A 16,212-nucleotide genomic window follows, 5' to 3' on the forward strand; every position below is an offset into this window, starting at 1 on the left:
CGTCGTAGATCGGGGGTTTGGGGATGGGCGGGGCCCGGGGGTACCAAGGGGTTGCCCATCCGGCGGGAACGCTCGTGCCGGGTGGCTTTTCTGTCCCCGTCCCCATGAGGTCTCGATGTTCCAGCGCGCCATCACCCCGTCCCGTGAGTCCCGTACGGCCCGTCTCTCCCGCGTCTCAGTTCTCGCCGCCGGCCTCGGGGCATCGCTCGTCCTGGGGACGGCCGGGGTCGCCGCTGCCGCCGAAAGCGGTGCGACGGGTGCCGTCCGGGTCCAGGTCGCCGCGAAGAAGGCCGCCTCCTGGGTGGACCCGGTCAAGAAGTACAGGCTCAGCGCCAGCTTCAACCAGGCCGGCACCATGTGGTCGTCCACCCACTCCGGCCAGGACTTCGCCGTGGCGAGCGGCACCAAGGTCGTCGCCGCGCACGGCGGCACCGTCGTCAAGGCCGGCGGCAACGGCGCCGGTGACGGGCCGGCGTACGGCAACGCCGTTGTCATCAAGCACGGCAACGGGACGTACTCGCAGTACGCCCATCTGTCGCGGATCAACGTGAAGGTCGGCCAGGTCGTGGCCACCGGGCAGCGCATCGCCCTGTCCGGCAACACGGGCAACTCCAGCGGGCCGCACCTGCACTTCGAGATCCGTACGACGGCGAACTACGGGTCCGCCGTCGACCCCGTGGCCTTTCTGCGGGCCAAGGGCGTGACTGTCTAACTGGATTGACCCGACTGACTCAATTGACCCGACTGGCCCGGCTGCCTGTCCGCCCTGCCTGGGCGGTGTGTGACCGGGCCGGTCGGGGCGCTGCGGTTACGCGGGTCGTTCCGTGCCCTCGTGCGCCTGGGTCACGAGACCGATCGCGACCTCCAGGACCGCCTGGCGCTTCTCGTCCGCGTCGCCCGCGAGGTCCTGGAGCACGAACATCCCGGCGTGCAGCGTGAACATCGCGCTGATGCAGCGGACCTGGTCGACCAGGGGAGCGTCCGGGTCCATGATGATCTCCCGCATGCCGAGCAAGCGGGTCTTGAACATGTCGCCGATGCTCAGGTCCCGTACCGTCGCCTGGTTCTCCTGCATGAAGCGGAAGAGGGGGGCGGCCTCGGTGAGCGCCTCGCTGTAGCGGCGTACGATCTCCTGCTTCGTGTCGAGGGTGTGCGGCTGCTGCCGGCCCCACTCGATCAGATCTTCGATCGGTTTCGTCAGGTCCTCGAACAGGCTGACGATGATCTCTTCCTTGGTCTTGAAGTGGTAGTAGAGCGCCGCCTTCGTGACGTCGAGGTGCTCGGCGATCTCCCGCAGTGAGGTCTTCTCGTAGCCCTGTTCGGCGAAGAGTTCGAGCGCCACGTCCTGGATGCGCTGACGGGTGTCCCCGCGTCGGCGCTGCTTGGTGCGGTCCATGCCCGTACTCCTGCTTCCGCTGCTGAACCCTCGGGGGTGCCCTTGGGGAAAAACTTACTTGACGCCCGGCTAGTTACGGGTCTAGCTTCCCCAGTGTAGTCAACTTGCCGGGCGGCAAGTAAGTAGGAGTGCGCGGGGAAGTGGGGCGGAGACGATGGCGGACACGCGGGCAGTGGCGGACGAGCGGGACGAGCAGGGCGAGCCGGTTCAGCAGGGCAAGCAGCCGCGGAGCGTGCGGGTGGTGCTGCTCGCGCTCATGATCGCGATGATGCTCGCGATGCTGGACAACATGATCATCGGTACGGCGATGCCGACGATCGTAGGTGAACTGGGTGGGCTCGAACACCTGGCGTGGGTCGTGACCGCCTACACGCTCGCCACCGCCGCTTCCACCCCGATCTGGGGCAAGCTCGGCGACATGTACGGGCGCAAGGGCGTCTTCATGAGCTCGATCGTGCTCTTCCTGATCGGGTCGGCGCTCAGCGGTATGGCCCAGGACATGGGACAGCTGATCGGCTTCCGGGCCGTGCAGGGACTCGGTGCCGGTGGCCTGATGGTCGGGGTCATGGCGATCATCGGGGACCTGATTCCGCCGCGTGAGCGTGGCAAGTACCAGGGAATGATGGCCGGCGTGATGGCGCTCGCCATGATCGGCGGGCCGCTGGTCGGCGGGGCGTTGACGGACCACCTGGGCTGGCGCTGGTCGTTCTACATCAATCTGCCGCTGGGTGTGGTGGCGCTGGCCGCCGTCAGCGCTGTGCTGCACCTGCCGAAGAGGCGGACGAAGACGCGGATCGACTATCCGGGCGTCGCGCTGCTGACTGTCGGCATCACGTCGATCGTGCTCGTCACGACCTGGGGCGGTACGGAGTACGCGTGGGGCTCCGTCGTGATCATGGAGCTCATCGGGATCGGTGTCGCCTCGCTCGTCGGGTTCGTGTTCTGGCAGACCAAGGCCGCCGAGCCGATCATTCCGCTGCACATCTTCCGCAGCCGCAACTTCACGCTGATGTCGATCATCGGCTTCATCACCGGGTTCGTGATGTTCGGCGCGGTGCTGTTCCTGCCGCTGTACCAGCAGTCCGTGCAGGGCGCGTCCGCGACCAACTCCGGGCTGCTGCTGCTTCCGATGCTCGCGGCGATGATGGTCGTGTCCATGGTCGCGGGACGGGTGACGACGGGCAGCGGCAAGTACAAGGTGTTCCCGCTGGCCGGCGGTGTGCTGCTGAGCGTCGGGCTGTACCTGCTCGCGCAGATGGACACGGAGACCTCGCGGCTGACGTCCGGTGTGTACATGGCGGTGGTCGGGGCGGGCCTCGGCTGTCTGATGCAGATCACCATGCTGGTCGCGCAGAACAGCGTCGAGATGAAGGACATGGGTGTCGCGTCCTCCACGACCACGCTGTTCCGTACGCTCGGGTCCTCGTTCGGGGTCGCGATCATGGGGGCTCTGTTCAACAGCCGGGTGCAGGACGTGATGAACGAGCGGGCCGGGGCGCTGGGATCCAAGGTGACCGAGCAGTCGGCGCAGCTGGATGCGGCGAGTCTGGCGAAGTTGCCGGCGGCGGCGCGGGAGGCGTACCAGTACGCGGTGGCTTCGGGGACGCACTCGGCGTTTCTGCTGGGGGCTGTGGTGGCGGTCGTGGTGCTGGTGGCGGCGGTGTTCGTGACGGAGGTTCCGTTGAAGGGGGCGGAGCCGGAGAAGGGGGATGAGGGCTCGGGCTCAGGTTCGGGTTCGGGTTCGGCCAAGGGGGCTGTGGTCGAGGCGGTTTGACGTGGTGGTGGGGGCGGTGAGGTGTCGAAGGCCCTCGGGTGGTGTCTGCCCCGGGGGTCTTCGGCTGTGGTTCTTCGCCCCCGCCACCCCTACCCGTCCCATCCCGTTCCTGGGGGCTGCGCCCCCAGACCCCCTCCGGCCCTGAACGGGCCTTGTCCTCAAACTCCCCCAGAGGGGGACCCCCAGACGGGCTGGCAGGGCGGGCCTGGCACTCGTGCCGGACGGCTGGATGTCAGGCCTGGCTGCCGCCCCCTCGACCCCCCGTGCGCGGCAGCATGGGGTAGCTGCCCGTGTTGGTCGGGGCGTGTTCCGGGAGCCACAGGACCGCTACCGCCCCCTCTGAGGGGACGTGCTCAGGGGCGCCCGGTGGGCGTATGTTGCGGAAGGTGAGGCGGGCGCCCAGGACGCGGGCCTGGCCTGCGGCGATGGTGAGGCCGAGGCCGTGGCCGTGTCCCGAACGGTCGCTGCTCCCCGTACGGAAGCGGCTCGGTCCGTCCGCCAGCAGGTCCTCGGGGAAGCCGGTTCCGTGGTCGCGTACGCGGATGACCCGGCCCTCGACGGAGACCTCTATGGGCGCCTTGCCGTGTCGTGCCGCGTTGGCCAGCAGATTGAACAGCACTCGCTCCAGCCGCCGCGGATCGGTCGTGACCTCCGACTCGTGCACCACGTGTACGGCGATCTCCGGGTCCTTCGCGAGCACCCGCCGGGCCACGAACTCCCCCAGCATGATGTCCTGCAACTCTGCCCGCTCCGACGCGCCGTCGAGACGGGCCACCTCCAGGACGTCCTCGACCAGCGTGCGCATGGCCTGCGCCCGGTCCAGGACCAACTCGGTCGGGCGCCCGGGTGGGAGGAGTTCGGCGGCTGTCAGCAGGCCCGTCACCGGCGTACGCAGCTCGTGCGCGATGTCCGCCGTCACGCGCCGTTCCGCCTCCAGTCGCTGCCGCAGCGTGTCCGCCATCGCGTCCACCGCCCGGGCGAGGTCGTCGGTCTCGTCCCGTACGACACCGCCGATGGCGTCCCGCACCCGTACGTCCGTCTCGCCCCTGGCGACCTGGTTCGCGGCAGCCGCCGCCTTGCGCAGTCGGCGCGACAACTGGGCGCCGATGAGCACACCGAGCGCGCTGCCGCCGAGGACGACGGCGATCGAGCCGATGATCAGCGCCTGGTCGAGGTCGGCCATGATGTCCGTACTGCGGTCGGTGAACCCGGTGTGCAGCGACATGATGTGCCCGTCCTTGAGCGGTACGGCCGCCCAGATGTCCGGCCCTCCGTCCGGCCGGTCGGTCACATAGGTCGCCCGGCGGCCCTGCGCGGCCTTCTCCCGCAGTTCCTCCGGCAGGTTCGGGTCGTCGACCTTGATGCCGGGGAAGTTGGGCCGCCCCGACAGGTTGTAGTTGCTCTGCCCGATGAGGACGCGCTCGTCCGCGAGGTCGCGCGCACCGTCCAGCATCGAGACCCGGGCCGCGTTGTGCACGACCAGGCTGAGCGTGACCGCCACGAGCGCGCCCACCAGGGCGATGGCGGCGCTCAGCTTCCATCTGAGCCCGGTGCGGATGCCGGCGATGCCCGCGATGCCGGCGATGCCCGTGAACCGGATTCCTCTGAGACGCATGGGCCCGCTCAGGCCTTCAACTTGTAGCCGAAGCCGCGGACCGTCTCGATCCGGTCCTGGCCGATCTTCGTACGCAGCCGCTGCACATGGACGTCGACGACGCGGGTGTCGCCGCCCCAGCCGTAGTCCCACACGCGTTCGAGGAGTTTGTCGCGGGACAGGACCGTGCCCGGCGCGGACGAGAACTCCAGCAGCAGCCGCATCTCGGTGGGTGTCAGGGCCACCGGCCGGCCCTCCTTGAGGACCTCCATGCCCTCGGTGTCGATCTCCAGGTCCCCGAAGACCAGCACCCCGCCGGTCACGGGCCCACCGGCTTCCGAAGCCGCCGCGTTGGGGCCGCTCGCATGACCGAAGCGGCGCAGGACCGCGCGGATCCGGGCGACCAGCACAGCACCGTCGAAGGGCTTCGTGACGTAGTCGTCGGCGCCCGCCTCCAGGCCCAGGACCACGTCGATCGAGTCGGCGCGCGCGGAGAGCATGATCACCGGCACGGTGGACTCGTCGCGGATACGGCGGCACAGGCTGACCCCGTCGAGGCCCGGGACCATCACGTCCAGGAGGGCGATGTCGGGGCGGTCGGCGCGGAACGCCTCCAGGCCCGACAGCCCGTCGGGCATGGCGGTGACCGCGAAGCCGTCCCGCTCCAGGGCGAGTTGGGTGGCCTCGCGGATGACGTCGTCGTCCTCGACGAAGAGGACGTGGGTCTGGTCTGCCATCCCGGGTGCTCTCAGTTCTCGTCTCGTGTGTGGCGGCGGTACGGGGTCGGTACGCGGTAGGAGGTAATGGGAGTACGGGGTACGGGGGCGGTGCTCGTACAGGGGTGGTGCGGGTCAGTTCGGGGCCGTCGTCGGTGCGTCGCCGTCGACCGCGCCGCTGTACTCGTTGTGCGTGCGGTACTCCAGGGCGAAGCGACCCGCGGTCCAGCGATAGGTGATCACATTCTCGCCGGACGGGCTCGTCACCGGGTCGTCCTTCTTGTACACCTGCTTGGTGACCACCAGGTCGCCGCGGTCGATCTCCGCGTACACCGGTGACTCCTCGGCCCTGAAGACGTTCCGGTACCCGTCCCCCGCCGCGCGGTACACGTAGGAACCGACGCCGACGGCATCGCTGCACGTCATGACGTTGACGACGACGTCGTCGGCGGTTCCGTGGGTCAGATCCCCGTACGACACGTCGACCGGGTACTCGTCCCCGACGCACGGCTTCAGCGCGCGCTTGACCGAGGGAGCGACTCCCGGGTCGTCCTTGACGAGCGCGACCGCGTCCACGTCGTCCGGAGTGGCGTACGCGGAGGGCATGGGGGTGGCGCTCAGCTTGCCCGCGACGGCGTCGGCGCCGGCCGGACCCTCGTCACGGGCGCCGGTGCCGCCGGTGGCGCAGGCGGAGACAAAAAGGGTGAGGGCGGCGAGCACGGCCGTAGCCGTGATCGCCGCCTGAAAGGCCCGCCGGGCGGGGGCGGACGGAGCCGGCCCCATGAGCAGCCCGGGACCATGCCCCGACCACCCCCGTGAGCCCGCGCCGGGACCGGGACCAGGGCCAGGACCCGGATGAGGACGAGCGCTTTGGCCCGGGGGTGAGGCCACGTCCGAATCCGTCGTCCCTGTCCCTGTCCCGGTCCCGGTTCCTTTCTCTCTCTCAGTCCCTGTCCGTGGGGTCCCGGGATCGGTCGCCCCTGTGCCTAGGCCGCGCAACGCTCCCGCTCCTCATGTTCCAGCGCGCGTGCGTCCAGATCGCGGGCCTCCAGCTCCTCCCGGAGCCGGGCGAGCGCCCGGTGCAGCGTGCTCTTGACCGTTCCGGCCGACATGCCGAGGGCGGCGGCCGTCTCCTCCGTGGACATCTGCTCCCAGTGTCGCAGCACGACGACACTCCGCTGCTTGGGTGCGAGAACCTTCATGACATCCATCAGGAGCGCGCGGTCCGCGTGCTGCGCGGTGGAGTCGTCGACACAGGCGTCCGGGAGCTGCTCGGTGGGCACCTCTTCGAGCTTGCGCGCCCGCCACCACTCGGTCCGGGTGTTGATCATCACCCGGCGGAGGTAGGCGTCAGCGAGCCGCTTGTCCGCTATGCCGTCCCAGCGGCCGTACGTCCGTACGAGCGCGGTCTGCAGCAGGTCCTGTGCGTCGACGGGGTCCGGCACCAGTCGACGGGCGCTGCGCAACAGCGCGTCCTGCCGTGTGCGGACGTACTCCTCGAACTCGAGCACCTCGCCCTGCTGCGCCATCTCGACCGCCTCCGTCCCCGTTTCCGACCCGCCCTGCCGGTCGGCTTTCACTGCCCTGTGGTCTGTACAGGGATGAAGTTACGGAGCCGTTGTCACGGGGTTGTCCGAGCCAGCCTTCGGGGAGCGCTCGGCTGTCCGTCGGTTGTGTAACGGAAATAGGGAAGGGGTAAGCGGGTGGGGTAATTGGTGGTGGTCTGGGGTGATTTGGTGGGGCGGTGAGTGTGTTGCGGAAGCGGGTTGCGGCGTTACGGAGGGCCGGGCATGTGTTGTGGCTGTGCGGGTCTCCGGCCGTCTGTCTCAGCTGTGCGGCAGGCGGTACAGCCCGCCCGGCAGGGGCTCGACCAACCCGTCGGAGACAAGACCGTCGAGGGCCCGGGCGCGCTGCACCGGCTCGTGCCACACGCTGTCGAGCGCGGCCTGCGGTACGGGGGTGTGGGCTTCGCGGAGTACGGCGAGCAGCTTGCCGCGCACCTGACGGTCCGTGCCCGCGTACGTCTGGCCCCGGCGCGCCGGACCCTCGTGCTCGGGCTTCCCGGCGAGCCGCCAGGCGCACTGGGCGGCGATCGGACAGCGGTGGCAGGTCTCGTTCCTGGCCGTGCAGACGAGCGCGCCGAGTTCCATGGAGGCCGCGGCCCACCGGGCGGCGGTGGGCTCGTCGTCCGGCAACAGGGCGCGGGCGAGCTTGCGTTCGGCGGCGGTGGTGGCGTTCGGGGGGTACTGGACGCCGGTGACGGCGCGGGCGAAGACCCGGCGGACGTTCGTGTCCAGTACGGCGTGGCGCTGACCGTAGGCGAAGGAGGCGACGGCCGCGGCGGTGTACTCGCCGATGCCGGGCAGGGCGAGCAGCTGGGCGTGCTCGGTGGGTACGTCGCCACCGTGGCGTTCCGTTATGGCGACGGCGGCGCCGTGCAGGCGCAGGGCGCGGCGCGGGTAGCCGAGCCGACCCCAGGCGCGGACGGCTTCGCCCGAGGGGGCGGCGGCGAGGTCGGCGGGGCGGGGCCATTGGGCGAGCCACTGCTCGTAGACGGGCAGGACGCGGCTGACCGGCGTCTGCTGCAGCATGAACTCGCTGACCATCACGCCCCAGGGGCCGGCGTCCGGGCGCCGCCAGGGGAGGTCGCGGGCGTGCTCGTCGAACCAGTCGATGACGGGGAAGTGGAGGGGGGTGCCGTCGGTGGCGGGGTCAGGGAGGGGTGTGGGGCCGGCGTCGCGGTGCGGGGGTTTCGTGGGCGCAGTCATGGCGGTTCCGATCCTGCCATGTGGGGGTGCGGGGGTGTGCGATGCGGTGCGGTACGGCTCGGGTGGTTTCGTCGCCCCCGCCGCCCCTACCCGTCCCATCCCTCCCCCAGAGGGGGGACCCCAGACGGGCTGGAGGGTGCCGGCCGGCGCTGAAGAGGTACTGCCGAGCCGGAGGGTCAGCGCCGGCCCGCCGTGAACTGCTTCCCGCCCGACAGGAGTTCACCCACGTCACCAACCCCCTTCGCCGGGATGATGATCCGGAAAAGTTGCGTCCTGGGCGGCGGGTGGGGCGAGTGAACTGCCCGATCTCTCGTACAGTTTGCGCCGTGGGATCTATGCGCAATCCGGTCGGGCCGCTTCCCTCCTCCATCTACTGGCGACGGAGGGCTGTTCTGCTGTCCGTGCTCGCCCTGTTGGCGCTGCTGGGCATCTGGATCGTGGCTTCCGGCGGTGGAGGTGGCAACAAGGGCACGGACGGTGCCAACGGCAAGGATCCCGTGCAGACGATCACCCCGGGACCGTCCGGTTCGGGGCCCGCGATCAGTCAAGCCCCGGGCGGACGCGACGAGTCGGGGGGCACGGGCACCGGCGGGTCGGGCAGCACGGACACCGGCGGCTCGGGCTCCGGCTCGGCGGGCTCCGGGGGTTCGGCGGGCTCCGGCGGCGACAGCGGTTCCGCCGGGACGGGTGGCGGCGACACCGGCACGGACGACGGCGTCAGTGGCAGTGTCAACGGCAGCGTAGGAAGCGGCGATACCCTTCCGGCCGGTTCCACCCTGCCCAACTGCACCGCCGGCGTCGTCCGGTTGAGCCTGCGCAGTGTCCAGAACACCTACGCGCCCGACGAGACGCCCACCTTCCAGCTGGTCGCCCGGAACTCCTCCGCCAACGACTGCAAGATCGACCTCGGTCCGAAGGCGGCGGTCGTGACCATCACACAGGCGAGCAGCGACGACGACATCTGGGCCTCGGACGACTGCCCCAAGGACACGGCCGGTCTGATGTTCCGGGTCCCGGCCGGCGGCAGCATCACCTACACCTTCGAGTGGGACCGCAGGGCGAGTGCCCCCGAGTGCGCCACCCCGAAGGCGGGTTCGGCAACGGCCGACACCTACCTCGTGGAGGCACAGGCCCAGGGCTTCCCGAAGGCCCAGACGTCCTTCGTCCTGGACAAGGACTGAGCAGTACCGAGAAGGGCTGAGCAGGGCTGGGAAAGGCCTGATGGGCTTGTAGGGCCGACCTGCTCGGCCCTACAAGCCCATCTCCGTACATCCCGCCTCCTACACGTACCGCTCCAGAATCGACGACTCCGCCAGCCGCGACAGCCCTTCCCGGACGCTGCGTGCCCTCGCCTCGCCCACCCCGTCCACCGTCTGGAGGTCGTCGACGCTCGCCGCCAGCAGCTTCTGGAGGCCGCCGAAGTGCTCCACCAGGCGGTCGATGATCGCGCCGGGCAGGCGCGGCACCTTCGCCAGGAGGCGGAAGCCGCGGGGGGAGACCGCCGAGTCGAGCGTCTCGGGTGAACCCGTGTAGCCCAGGGCCTTGGCCACTGTGGAGAGTTCGAGCAGCTCGGCGTGGCTGAGCGCGTCGAGTTCACCGAGCGCCTCGTCGACCGTGCGGGAGCGCTTGGCGGTCGGCTCGGGGACGTAGTCCCGGACCACCAGCTCGCGCTCCGGCTCCACGCCCGCGATCAATTCCTCCAGCTGGAGGGCCAGAAGCCGCCCGTCGGTGCCCAACTCGAGCACGTACCCGGCGATTTCCATCGCGATGAGGCGGACCATCTCCAGGCGCTGCACCACCGCGGAGACGTCCCGGACCGTCACCAGGTCCTCGATCTCCAGCGCGGACAGCGTGCCCGCGACCTCGTCGAGGCGGAGCTTGTAGCGCTCCAGGGTCGCCAGGGCCTGGTTCGCGCGGGACAGGATAGCGGCCGAGTCCTCCAGGACACGGCGCTGGCCGTCCACGTACAGCGCGATGAGTCTCATGGACTGGGAGACCGAGATGACGGAGTAACCCACCTGCTTCGACACGCGGTCGGCGGTGCGGTGCCGGGTGCCCGTCTCCTCGGTGGGGATGTTCGGGTCGGGGACCAGCTGGACGCCGGCCCGCAGGATCTTGGACAGGTCCGAGGAGACCACGATGCCGCCGTCGAGCTTGCACAGCTCGCGCAGGCGCGTCGCCGAGAACTCGACGTCCAGGACGAAACCGCCCGTGCACATCGCCTCGACGGTCTTGTCGGAGCCGAGAACGATGAGTCCGCCGGTGTTGCCGCGGAGAATCCGTTCAAGCCCGTCGCGCAGCGCCGTGCCGGGTGCCACGGCGCTCAGTGAGGCGCGCATCAGGCCATCGGCACCGGAGCTCCCACCGTACTTTCCTGGAGCTGCTGCCCGGTCGTTGGCTGCCACTGCACTCCTCCGGTCGCAGGTTCTGAGGCGCTCCCGTTTCGCACACGTTGTTCGTACGGACGGGCGAGACCTGCGCAAAGTCTACCGGCGGTCCTCGTCGTCCCGTGGGGCCTCTCGCCTACGCGACCTCGGAAGCACCCGGAGCGCCTCTCCCATGTCGGCGACTTCGATGACCTTCATACCGGCGGGGATCTTGCCGGGGTCCGAGGGAACGAGGGCGTGGGTGAAGCCCAGACGGTGGGCTTCGGACAGTCTGCGCTGGACGCCCGTCACCCGTCTGACCTCGCCCGCGAGGCCCACTTCGCCGATCGCGACCAGGTTCTTGGGCAGCGGGGTGTCGCTCGCGGCGGAGGCCAGCGCGAGGGCGATCGCGAGGTCCGCGGCCGGCTCGGAGAGCTTCACCCCGCCGACCGTCGCCGAATAGATGTCCCGCTTTCCGAGTGCGCTGATCCTGCCCCGTTGTTCGAGAACCGCGAGCATCATCGAGACCCGGGACGTCTCGAGCCCCGACGTCGTACGCCTGGGGGAGGGGATCTGGGAGTCGACGGTGAGCGCCTGGACCTCCGCTACGAGCGGGCGGCGGCCCTCCAGGGTGACGGTCAGGCAGGTGCCCGGCACCGGCTCGGCGCGCCGGGTCAGGAACAGGCCGCTCGGGTCGGCGAGGCCCGTGATGCCCTCGTCGTGCAGTTCGAAGCAGCCGACCTCGTCCGTGGTGCCGTAACGGTTCTTGACGCCCCGGACGAGACGGAGGCGGGCGTGCCGGTCGCCCTCGAAGGACAGGACCACGTCCACCAGGTGTTCCAGGAGACGCGGGCCGGCGATCGCGCCGTCCTTGGTGACATGGCCCACCAGGAGTGTCGACATGCCGCGCTCCTTGGACGCGCGGATCAGCGCCCCCGCGACCTCGCGGACCTGGGCCATGCCGCCCGGCGCGCCGTCGATCTCCGGCGAGGCCACCGTCTGGACGGAGTCGAGGATCAGGAGGGACGGTTTCACGGCGTCCAGGTGGCCAAGGACGGCCGACAGGTCCGTCTCCGCGGCCAGGTACAGGTGGTCGTCGATCGCCTTGATGCGGTCGGCGCGCAGCCGGACCTGGCTCGCGGACTCCTCACCCGTGATGTAGAGGGTGCGGTGCTCGTCGCTCGCCGACTTCGCCGCGACGTCCAGGAGAAGCGTCGACTTGCCGACGCCCGGCTCACCGGCCACCAGCACCACGGCACCAGGGACCAGCCCGCCGCCGAGTACGCGGTCCAGTTCGGGCACGCCGGTGCTGCGGGCGGTGGCCTGACGGACGTCGACCTCGCCGATGGGGACCGCGGAGGTGGTGACCCGGCCCGGTGCCGTCGTACGGACCGCGGGCACGCCGTACTCCTCGACCGTGCCCCACGCCTGGCATTCGGAGCAGCGGCCGAGCCACTTGGCCGTCTGCCAGCCGCACTCGGTGCAGCGGTAGGACGGACGGTCCTTAGCGGTCTTCGTACGGGCAGCCATGAGACGAACCGTAGCCGGGACCACTGACAGCGCCGTCGCCGACGGGTGCCGGAAGCCGCACTCCCCGCGCGAATCGGCCACGTCAGGGCGGGAACAGGCCATCGAATCCGGGGTTCCTGTCCCCTATTGAGGGATCGTTTCACCCGTACGGATTAAATGTGCTCAAGGTAGGAGAAGGGGTCGTCGTAAGGCGCCTACGGTCGCACGGGTGATGAGCAGTAGTCCGGACACCCCGACCCGCAGCACCGGCACACACCGGGCGCACCGTGAGGCGCGCGACCGGGCGGCGGGACGCACGCTGGTCCAGCGCCCGCCCGCGCGCTACGAGCCGTATCTGGACGGCCTGTTCACCTACTGCCTGTCCGTCCTGTGCGACCACGACTCGGCCACCGCCGCCCTCGGCGACGTCCTCGCGCTCGCCGAGCGCCGCAGCCCGCGCGGTCCGGAGTCCGCCGGTGACCGCAGGGCCTGGCTGTACGCGCTGGCCCGCTGGGCCTGTCTGCGCAAGCTGGCCGAGGCCAAGCAGACCCGTCGGAGCACCCACGCGGCGGGCCGGCGCGGCAAGCGGCAGGCATCCGCCGCCCCCGCGCCCCAGGCCGCCCCCGACTCCGTCGCCCCCGTCTCCGCGGAGGCCCAGGAAGCGCACCGCCGTGAACTGGCCCAGCTCGCCTGGCCGGAGGCCGCCGGCACCACCCCCGAACAGCGCGAGGCACTCGAACTCGCCGTGCGCCACAAGCTCGCCGCCCACGAGGTCGCCGCCGTACTCGGCCTGGACCCCGTCGCCGCGAGCGAGCTGCTCGCCTCCGCCGCCTGTGAGGTCGAACGCACCCGCGCGGCCCTGGCCGTCGTCGAGACGGGCGCCTGCCCGAGCGTCTCCCGCCTCACCGGCGACCATCAGCTGGTGCTCAGCACGGCGCTGCGCCGCGAACTGGTCCGGCATGTCGACGACTGCCCGCGGTGCCGCCGTACGGCCGAGCGGGCCGTTCCCGGCTCCTGGCCCGGCACCAGCGTCACGCCCGCCGAACTGCCCGTCCTGGAGGCGCCCCGCGCGGCCCTCCATGTCGCCATGGCACACCTCCCGCGCGCGCGGGGCGCCGCCGCTCCGCGCTTCGACCGGCGCGGCTTCCCGATGGATCCCAAGGACCGCGCGGCCCGCAGGGACCGGCTGCGCGCGCGTGCCGTCACGACCACGGTCGTCGCCACCGTGGTCGCCGCCCCCGTGCTCGCCCTGTGGGCGGCCTACCGCGGGGCGCCGGCCGCCGGCGAGGGCGGCCCGGGAGACACATCGGCCACCGCGAGCGAGGCGCAGCGCCACGACCTCCTCGACGGCGGGGCGGCGGGCGGCGGCTACCGGAACGCGGGCAACGCCGGCAATGCGGGCACCGGCGCCGACAACGGCCTCGTCAGGAAGGACCACGGCTCACCGGACGTCTCGGTGGAGGTCGTCAGCGCGGTCCCCGGCGCGAAGGAGAGCCCGGGCCTGCTCACCGTGGAGGCGTCCAGCGACGGCGACACGACCCTCATCACCCTCACCGCGTCCGGGCACACACCGGTGCGCTGGACGGCGTCCACCGGGGCGTCCTGGCTGTATCCGAGCCGGTCGTCGGGAACGCTGCGGCCCGGTGAGTCGTCCACGATCAAGGTGTACGTCGACCCGCTGCGCGAGCCGGCCGGTCACTGGAGCGCGCGGGTGTCGATCGCACCGGCGTCCGCCGTCGTCTCCATCGAGGGGTACGGCACCGCGCCCACACCCCCGGACCCGACCCCGGTGCACCCGCCGGCCCCCGGCCCGCCCCGCCCGAGCACCCCGCCCCCGGACCCGGACCCGACGACCTCCGCGCCCGCGACCCCGCCCCCGAGCGACCCCCCACCGTCCTCGTCACCGGACCCGGAGCCCACGCCGACCCCCACACCGACGGCCTCGGTGACCTCGACCCCGGCCGACCCCGGAGGCTCGTCGCCGCCCGTCGAAAGCGGCACCCCGAGCCCCGTGACGGCCTCCTGATCCCGCGGCGTCAGTGAACGGGATCCGCCGGATGCGGAGCCAGTAGCGGCAACTGCGAGGCCAGCCGCTCCTCACAGAGCTCGACCAGCCGGTCGTACCCCGCCTTGCCCATCAGCTCGACCAGCTCCGGCCGGTACGAGACGTACACCGGGTCGCCCGCGCCGTGCGCCGAGGTCGCCGACGTGCACCACCAGTGCAGGTCGTGGCCGCCGGGACCCCAGCCGCGCCGGTCGTACTCACCGATCGACACCTGGAGCACGCGCGTGTCGTCGGGCCGGTCGATCCAGTCGTACGTCCGCCGCACCGGAAGCTGCCAGCACACGTCCGGCTTGGTCTCCAGCGGCTCCAGGCCCTCCCGCAGCGCCAGGATGTGCAGCGAGCAGCCGGCGCCGCCCGCGAACCCGGGCCGGTTCTGAAAGACGCACGACCCCTGGTACGGCCGGGTCTGCCGCGAGCCCTCCTCGTCCTCGGAGGTCCAGCCGGACTCGGTGCCGATGGCGTGGTGCTGCCAGATGTCGGGCGTGAGCCGTGCCACATGTCCGGCGACGCGCTTCTCGTCGTCCTCGTCGGAGAAATGGGCACCCAGCGAGCAGCAGCCGTCGTCCGCGCGGCCGGCCTGAATGCCCTGGCAGCCGCTTCCGAAGACGCAGTTCCAGCGAGAGGTCAGCCAGGTCAGATCACAGCGGAAGACCTGCTCGTCGTCCGCCGGATCGGGGAACTCCACCCACGCGCGCGCGAAGTCGAGCCCCTTCTCGTCGCTCACCACCACCGTCTTCGGAGGTTTCGAGGATCTCGGCGACTTCGCGGACTTCGCAGACTTCACGGGGAGGGCTTCCGCTGCCGACTTGTCGGCCTTTGCCTTTTTCGTCTTGGGCACGCGTCCAGGGTAAGTCGCCCGGAGCCCCTTCCGGCACCGCTCCGGCGACGGATGCGGGCGCGGCTGGCAGTAGCGTTCCGTCCATGAGACTCGGTGTCCTCGACGTGGGATCGAACACGGTGCATCTGCTGGTGGTGGACGCGCACCCCGGCGCACGCCCCCTGCCCGCGCATTCGCACAAGGTCGAGCTGCGGCTCGCCCAACTCCTCGACGACGCCGGAGCCATCGGCCCCGAAGGGGTCGACAAACTCGTCGCCGTCATCCAGGACGCGCTCCAGGCCGCCGAGGACAAGGGCGTCGTGGACCTGCTGCCGTTCGCCACCTCAGCCGTGCGCGAGGCCACCAACGCCGACGACGTCCTCGCGCGCGTGCAGGCCGAGACAGGCGTCGAGCTCCAGGTCCTGACCGGCTCCGAGGAGGCCCGGCTCACCTTCCTCGCCGCCCGCCGCTGGTTCGGCTGGTCGGCAGGCAAGCTCCTCGTCCTCGACATCGGCGGCGGCTCACTGGAGATCGCCTACGGCATCGACGAAGAGCCCGACACCGCCGTCTCCCTCCCGCTCGGCGCCGGCCGTCTGACCGCGGGCTGGCTCCCCGGCGACCCGCCCGACCCCGCGGACATCAAGTCCCTGCGCCGCCATGTACGGGCCCAGATCGCCCGTACGGTGGGCGAGTTCAGCCGCTTCGGCGCCCCCGACCACGTCGTCGCCACGTCGAAGACGTTCAAGCAGCTCGCCCGCCTTGCCGGGGCGGCCCGCTCCACGGACGGTCTCTACGTCCAGCGCGAACTGAGGCGCGAGTCCCTGCAGGCACTGGTCCCCGAACTCGCCTCCATGACGACTGCGGAACGAGCGGCCCTCCCCGGAGTCTCGGAAGGCCGGGCCAACCAGCTTGTCGCGGGCGCCATGGTGGCCGAGGCGGCGATGGACCTCTTCGCCGTGAAAACCCTGGAGGTCTGCCCCTGGGCCCTCCGAGAAGGCGTCATCCTCCGCCGCCTGGACCACATGGGCACCCACATGGGCACGGAGTAGACGAACTCCGGCACTTCTCGACCGACCTGGACGGCACCCACCTAGGGGCGCGAGGCTGTGACATGTGCGGCTCCGCCGCGTGGGCGCGACAGGCCACCCACTGCCCGCACCCGCCCGATAACCGAACCCCAACGGCGATTAGGCACCCCACCGCCGGT

14 protein-coding genes are annotated in these 16,212 nt (G+C 70.9%); 5 read left to right on the forward strand and 9 right to left on the reverse strand.

The features are described 5' to 3' along the window. The first annotated feature begins 115 nt into the window (after positions 1-115). Positions 116-712, forward strand: coding sequence for a M23 family metallopeptidase (locus IEY89_RS29550; RefSeq protein WP_189150572.1), 597 nt, complete (start codon positions 116-118; stop codon positions 710-712). A gap of 96 nt (positions 713-808) precedes the next feature. Here IEY89_RS29550 and IEY89_RS29555 read toward each other — a convergent pair whose 3' ends face one another. After that, on the reverse strand, positions 809-1,396 hold the full coding sequence (locus IEY89_RS29555) for a TetR/AcrR family transcriptional regulator (protein ID WP_189150573.1): 588 nt from the start codon (positions 1,394-1,396) through the stop codon (positions 809-811). Between the two features lie 154 nt (positions 1,397-1,550). Here IEY89_RS29555 and IEY89_RS29560 point away from each other — a divergent pair, with 154 nt between their 5' ends. After that, a complete protein-coding gene (locus IEY89_RS29560) occupies positions 1,551-3,170 on the forward strand; it encodes an MDR family MFS transporter (RefSeq protein WP_189150574.1) in 1,620 nt (539 codons plus the stop codon). Between the two features lie 232 nt (positions 3,171-3,402). Here IEY89_RS29560 and cseC read toward each other — a convergent pair whose 3' ends face one another. The 5 genes from cseC to IEY89_RS29585 all read right to left on the reverse strand — a co-directional run bounded on the left by cseC (position 3,403) and on the right by IEY89_RS29585 (position 8,248). Then, a complete protein-coding gene (cseC, locus tag IEY89_RS29565) occupies positions 3,403-4,785 on the reverse strand; it encodes a two-component system sensor histidine kinase CseC (RefSeq protein WP_189150575.1) in 1,383 nt (460 codons plus the stop codon). Positions 4,786-4,793: 8 nt separating this feature from the next. Continuing rightward, positions 4,794-5,501: a two-component system response regulator CseB gene (gene cseB / locus IEY89_RS29570; protein WP_189150576.1), complete on the reverse strand. Its 708-nt coding sequence runs from the start codon at positions 5,499-5,501 to the stop codon at positions 4,794-4,796. 114 nt (positions 5,502-5,615) lie between these two features. After that, positions 5,616-6,263, reverse strand: a complete 648-nt coding sequence (locus tag IEY89_RS29575) for a hypothetical protein (RefSeq protein ID WP_189150577.1) — start codon at positions 6,261-6,263, stop codon at positions 5,616-5,618. A 203-nt stretch (positions 6,264-6,466) separates the two neighbouring features. Next, entirely contained in the window at positions 6,467-7,009 is a 543-nt protein-coding gene (locus tag IEY89_RS29580; RefSeq protein WP_189150605.1) for a SigE family RNA polymerase sigma factor, read from the reverse strand. A 297-nt stretch (positions 7,010-7,306) separates the two neighbouring features. Next, positions 7,307-8,248: an HhH-GPD family protein gene (locus tag IEY89_RS29585; protein WP_189150578.1), complete on the reverse strand. Its 942-nt coding sequence runs from the start codon at positions 8,246-8,248 to the stop codon at positions 7,307-7,309. 326 nt (positions 8,249-8,574) lie between these two features. Here IEY89_RS29585 and IEY89_RS29590 point away from each other — a divergent pair, with 326 nt between their 5' ends. Beyond that, complete coding sequence (locus tag IEY89_RS29590) at positions 8,575-9,429, forward strand: hypothetical protein (RefSeq protein WP_189150579.1); 855 nt, start codon at positions 8,575-8,577, stop codon at positions 9,427-9,429. A gap of 99 nt (positions 9,430-9,528) precedes the next feature. On the opposite strand, the gene disA is transcribed toward IEY89_RS29590, so the two are convergent. Together disA and radA are read right to left on the reverse strand one after the other, a co-directional pair. Beyond that, complete coding sequence (disA, locus tag IEY89_RS29595; protein ID WP_189150580.1) at positions 9,529-10,653, reverse strand: DNA integrity scanning diadenylate cyclase DisA; 1,125 nt, start codon at positions 10,651-10,653, stop codon at positions 9,529-9,531. 81 nt (positions 10,654-10,734) lie between these two features. Next, positions 10,735-12,144 carry a DNA repair protein RadA gene (gene radA, locus IEY89_RS29600; RefSeq protein WP_189150581.1) on the reverse strand — a complete coding sequence of 470 codons (1,410 nt, stop codon included), beginning with the start codon at positions 12,142-12,144 and terminating at the stop codon, positions 10,735-10,737. Positions 12,145-12,352: 208 nt separating this feature from the next. Here radA and IEY89_RS29605 point away from each other — a divergent pair, with 208 nt between their 5' ends. Then, positions 12,353-14,149, forward strand: coding sequence for a BACON domain-containing protein (locus tag IEY89_RS29605; protein WP_229695470.1), 1,797 nt, complete (start codon positions 12,353-12,355; stop codon positions 14,147-14,149). Positions 14,150-14,159: 10 nt separating this feature from the next. Here the strand turns inward: IEY89_RS29605 and IEY89_RS29610 are convergent, their stop codons facing one another. Further along, positions 14,160-14,972, reverse strand: coding sequence for a DUF3109 family protein (locus tag IEY89_RS29610; protein ID WP_373287307.1), 813 nt, complete (start codon positions 14,970-14,972; stop codon positions 14,160-14,162). Between the two features lie 137 nt (positions 14,973-15,109). Between IEY89_RS29610 and IEY89_RS29615 the strand changes: the two genes are divergently transcribed. Next, positions 15,110-16,054: a Ppx/GppA family phosphatase gene (locus IEY89_RS29615; RefSeq protein WP_189150584.1), complete on the forward strand. Its 945-nt coding sequence runs from the start codon at positions 15,110-15,112 to the stop codon at positions 16,052-16,054. The last annotated feature ends 158 nt before the right edge of the window (positions 16,055-16,212 follow it).

Source organism: Streptomyces lacrimifluminis (assembly GCF_014646095.1).
GTDB lineage: Bacteria > Actinomycetota > Actinomycetes > Streptomycetales > Streptomycetaceae > Streptomyces > Streptomyces lacrimifluminis.

Excerpts from the sequence above, each read along its gene's own strand:
- IEY89_RS29550 (WP_189150572.1), top strand. The coding sequence starts at position 116 with ATGTTCCAGCGCGCCATCACCCCGTCCCGTGAGTCCCGTACGGCCCGT.
- radA (WP_189150581.1), bottom strand. The coding sequence starts at position 12,144 with ATGGCTGCCCGTACGAAGACCGCTAAGGACCGTCCGTCCTACCGCTGC.
- IEY89_RS29580 (WP_189150605.1), bottom strand. The coding sequence starts at position 7,009 with ATGGCGCAGCAGGGCGAGGTGCTCGAGTTCGAGGAGTACGTCCGCACA.
- cseC (WP_189150575.1), bottom strand. The coding sequence starts at position 4,785 with ATGCGTCTCAGAGGAATCCGGTTCACGGGCATCGCCGGCATCGCGGGC.
- IEY89_RS29585 (WP_189150578.1), bottom strand. The coding sequence starts at position 8,248 with ATGACTGCGCCCACGAAACCCCCGCACCGCGACGCCGGCCCCACACCC.
- IEY89_RS29615 (WP_189150584.1), top strand. The coding sequence starts at position 15,110 with ATGAGACTCGGTGTCCTCGACGTGGGATCGAACACGGTGCATCTGCTG.
- IEY89_RS29560 (WP_189150574.1), top strand. The coding sequence starts at position 1,551 with ATGGCGGACACGCGGGCAGTGGCGGACGAGCGGGACGAGCAGGGCGAG.
- IEY89_RS29575 (WP_189150577.1), bottom strand. The coding sequence starts at position 6,263 with ATGGGGCCGGCTCCGTCCGCCCCCGCCCGGCGGGCCTTTCAGGCGGCG.
- cseB (WP_189150576.1), bottom strand. The coding sequence starts at position 5,501 with ATGGCAGACCAGACCCACGTCCTCTTCGTCGAGGACGACGACGTCATC.
- IEY89_RS29555 (WP_189150573.1), bottom strand. The coding sequence starts at position 1,396 with ATGGACCGCACCAAGCAGCGCCGACGCGGGGACACCCGTCAGCGCATC.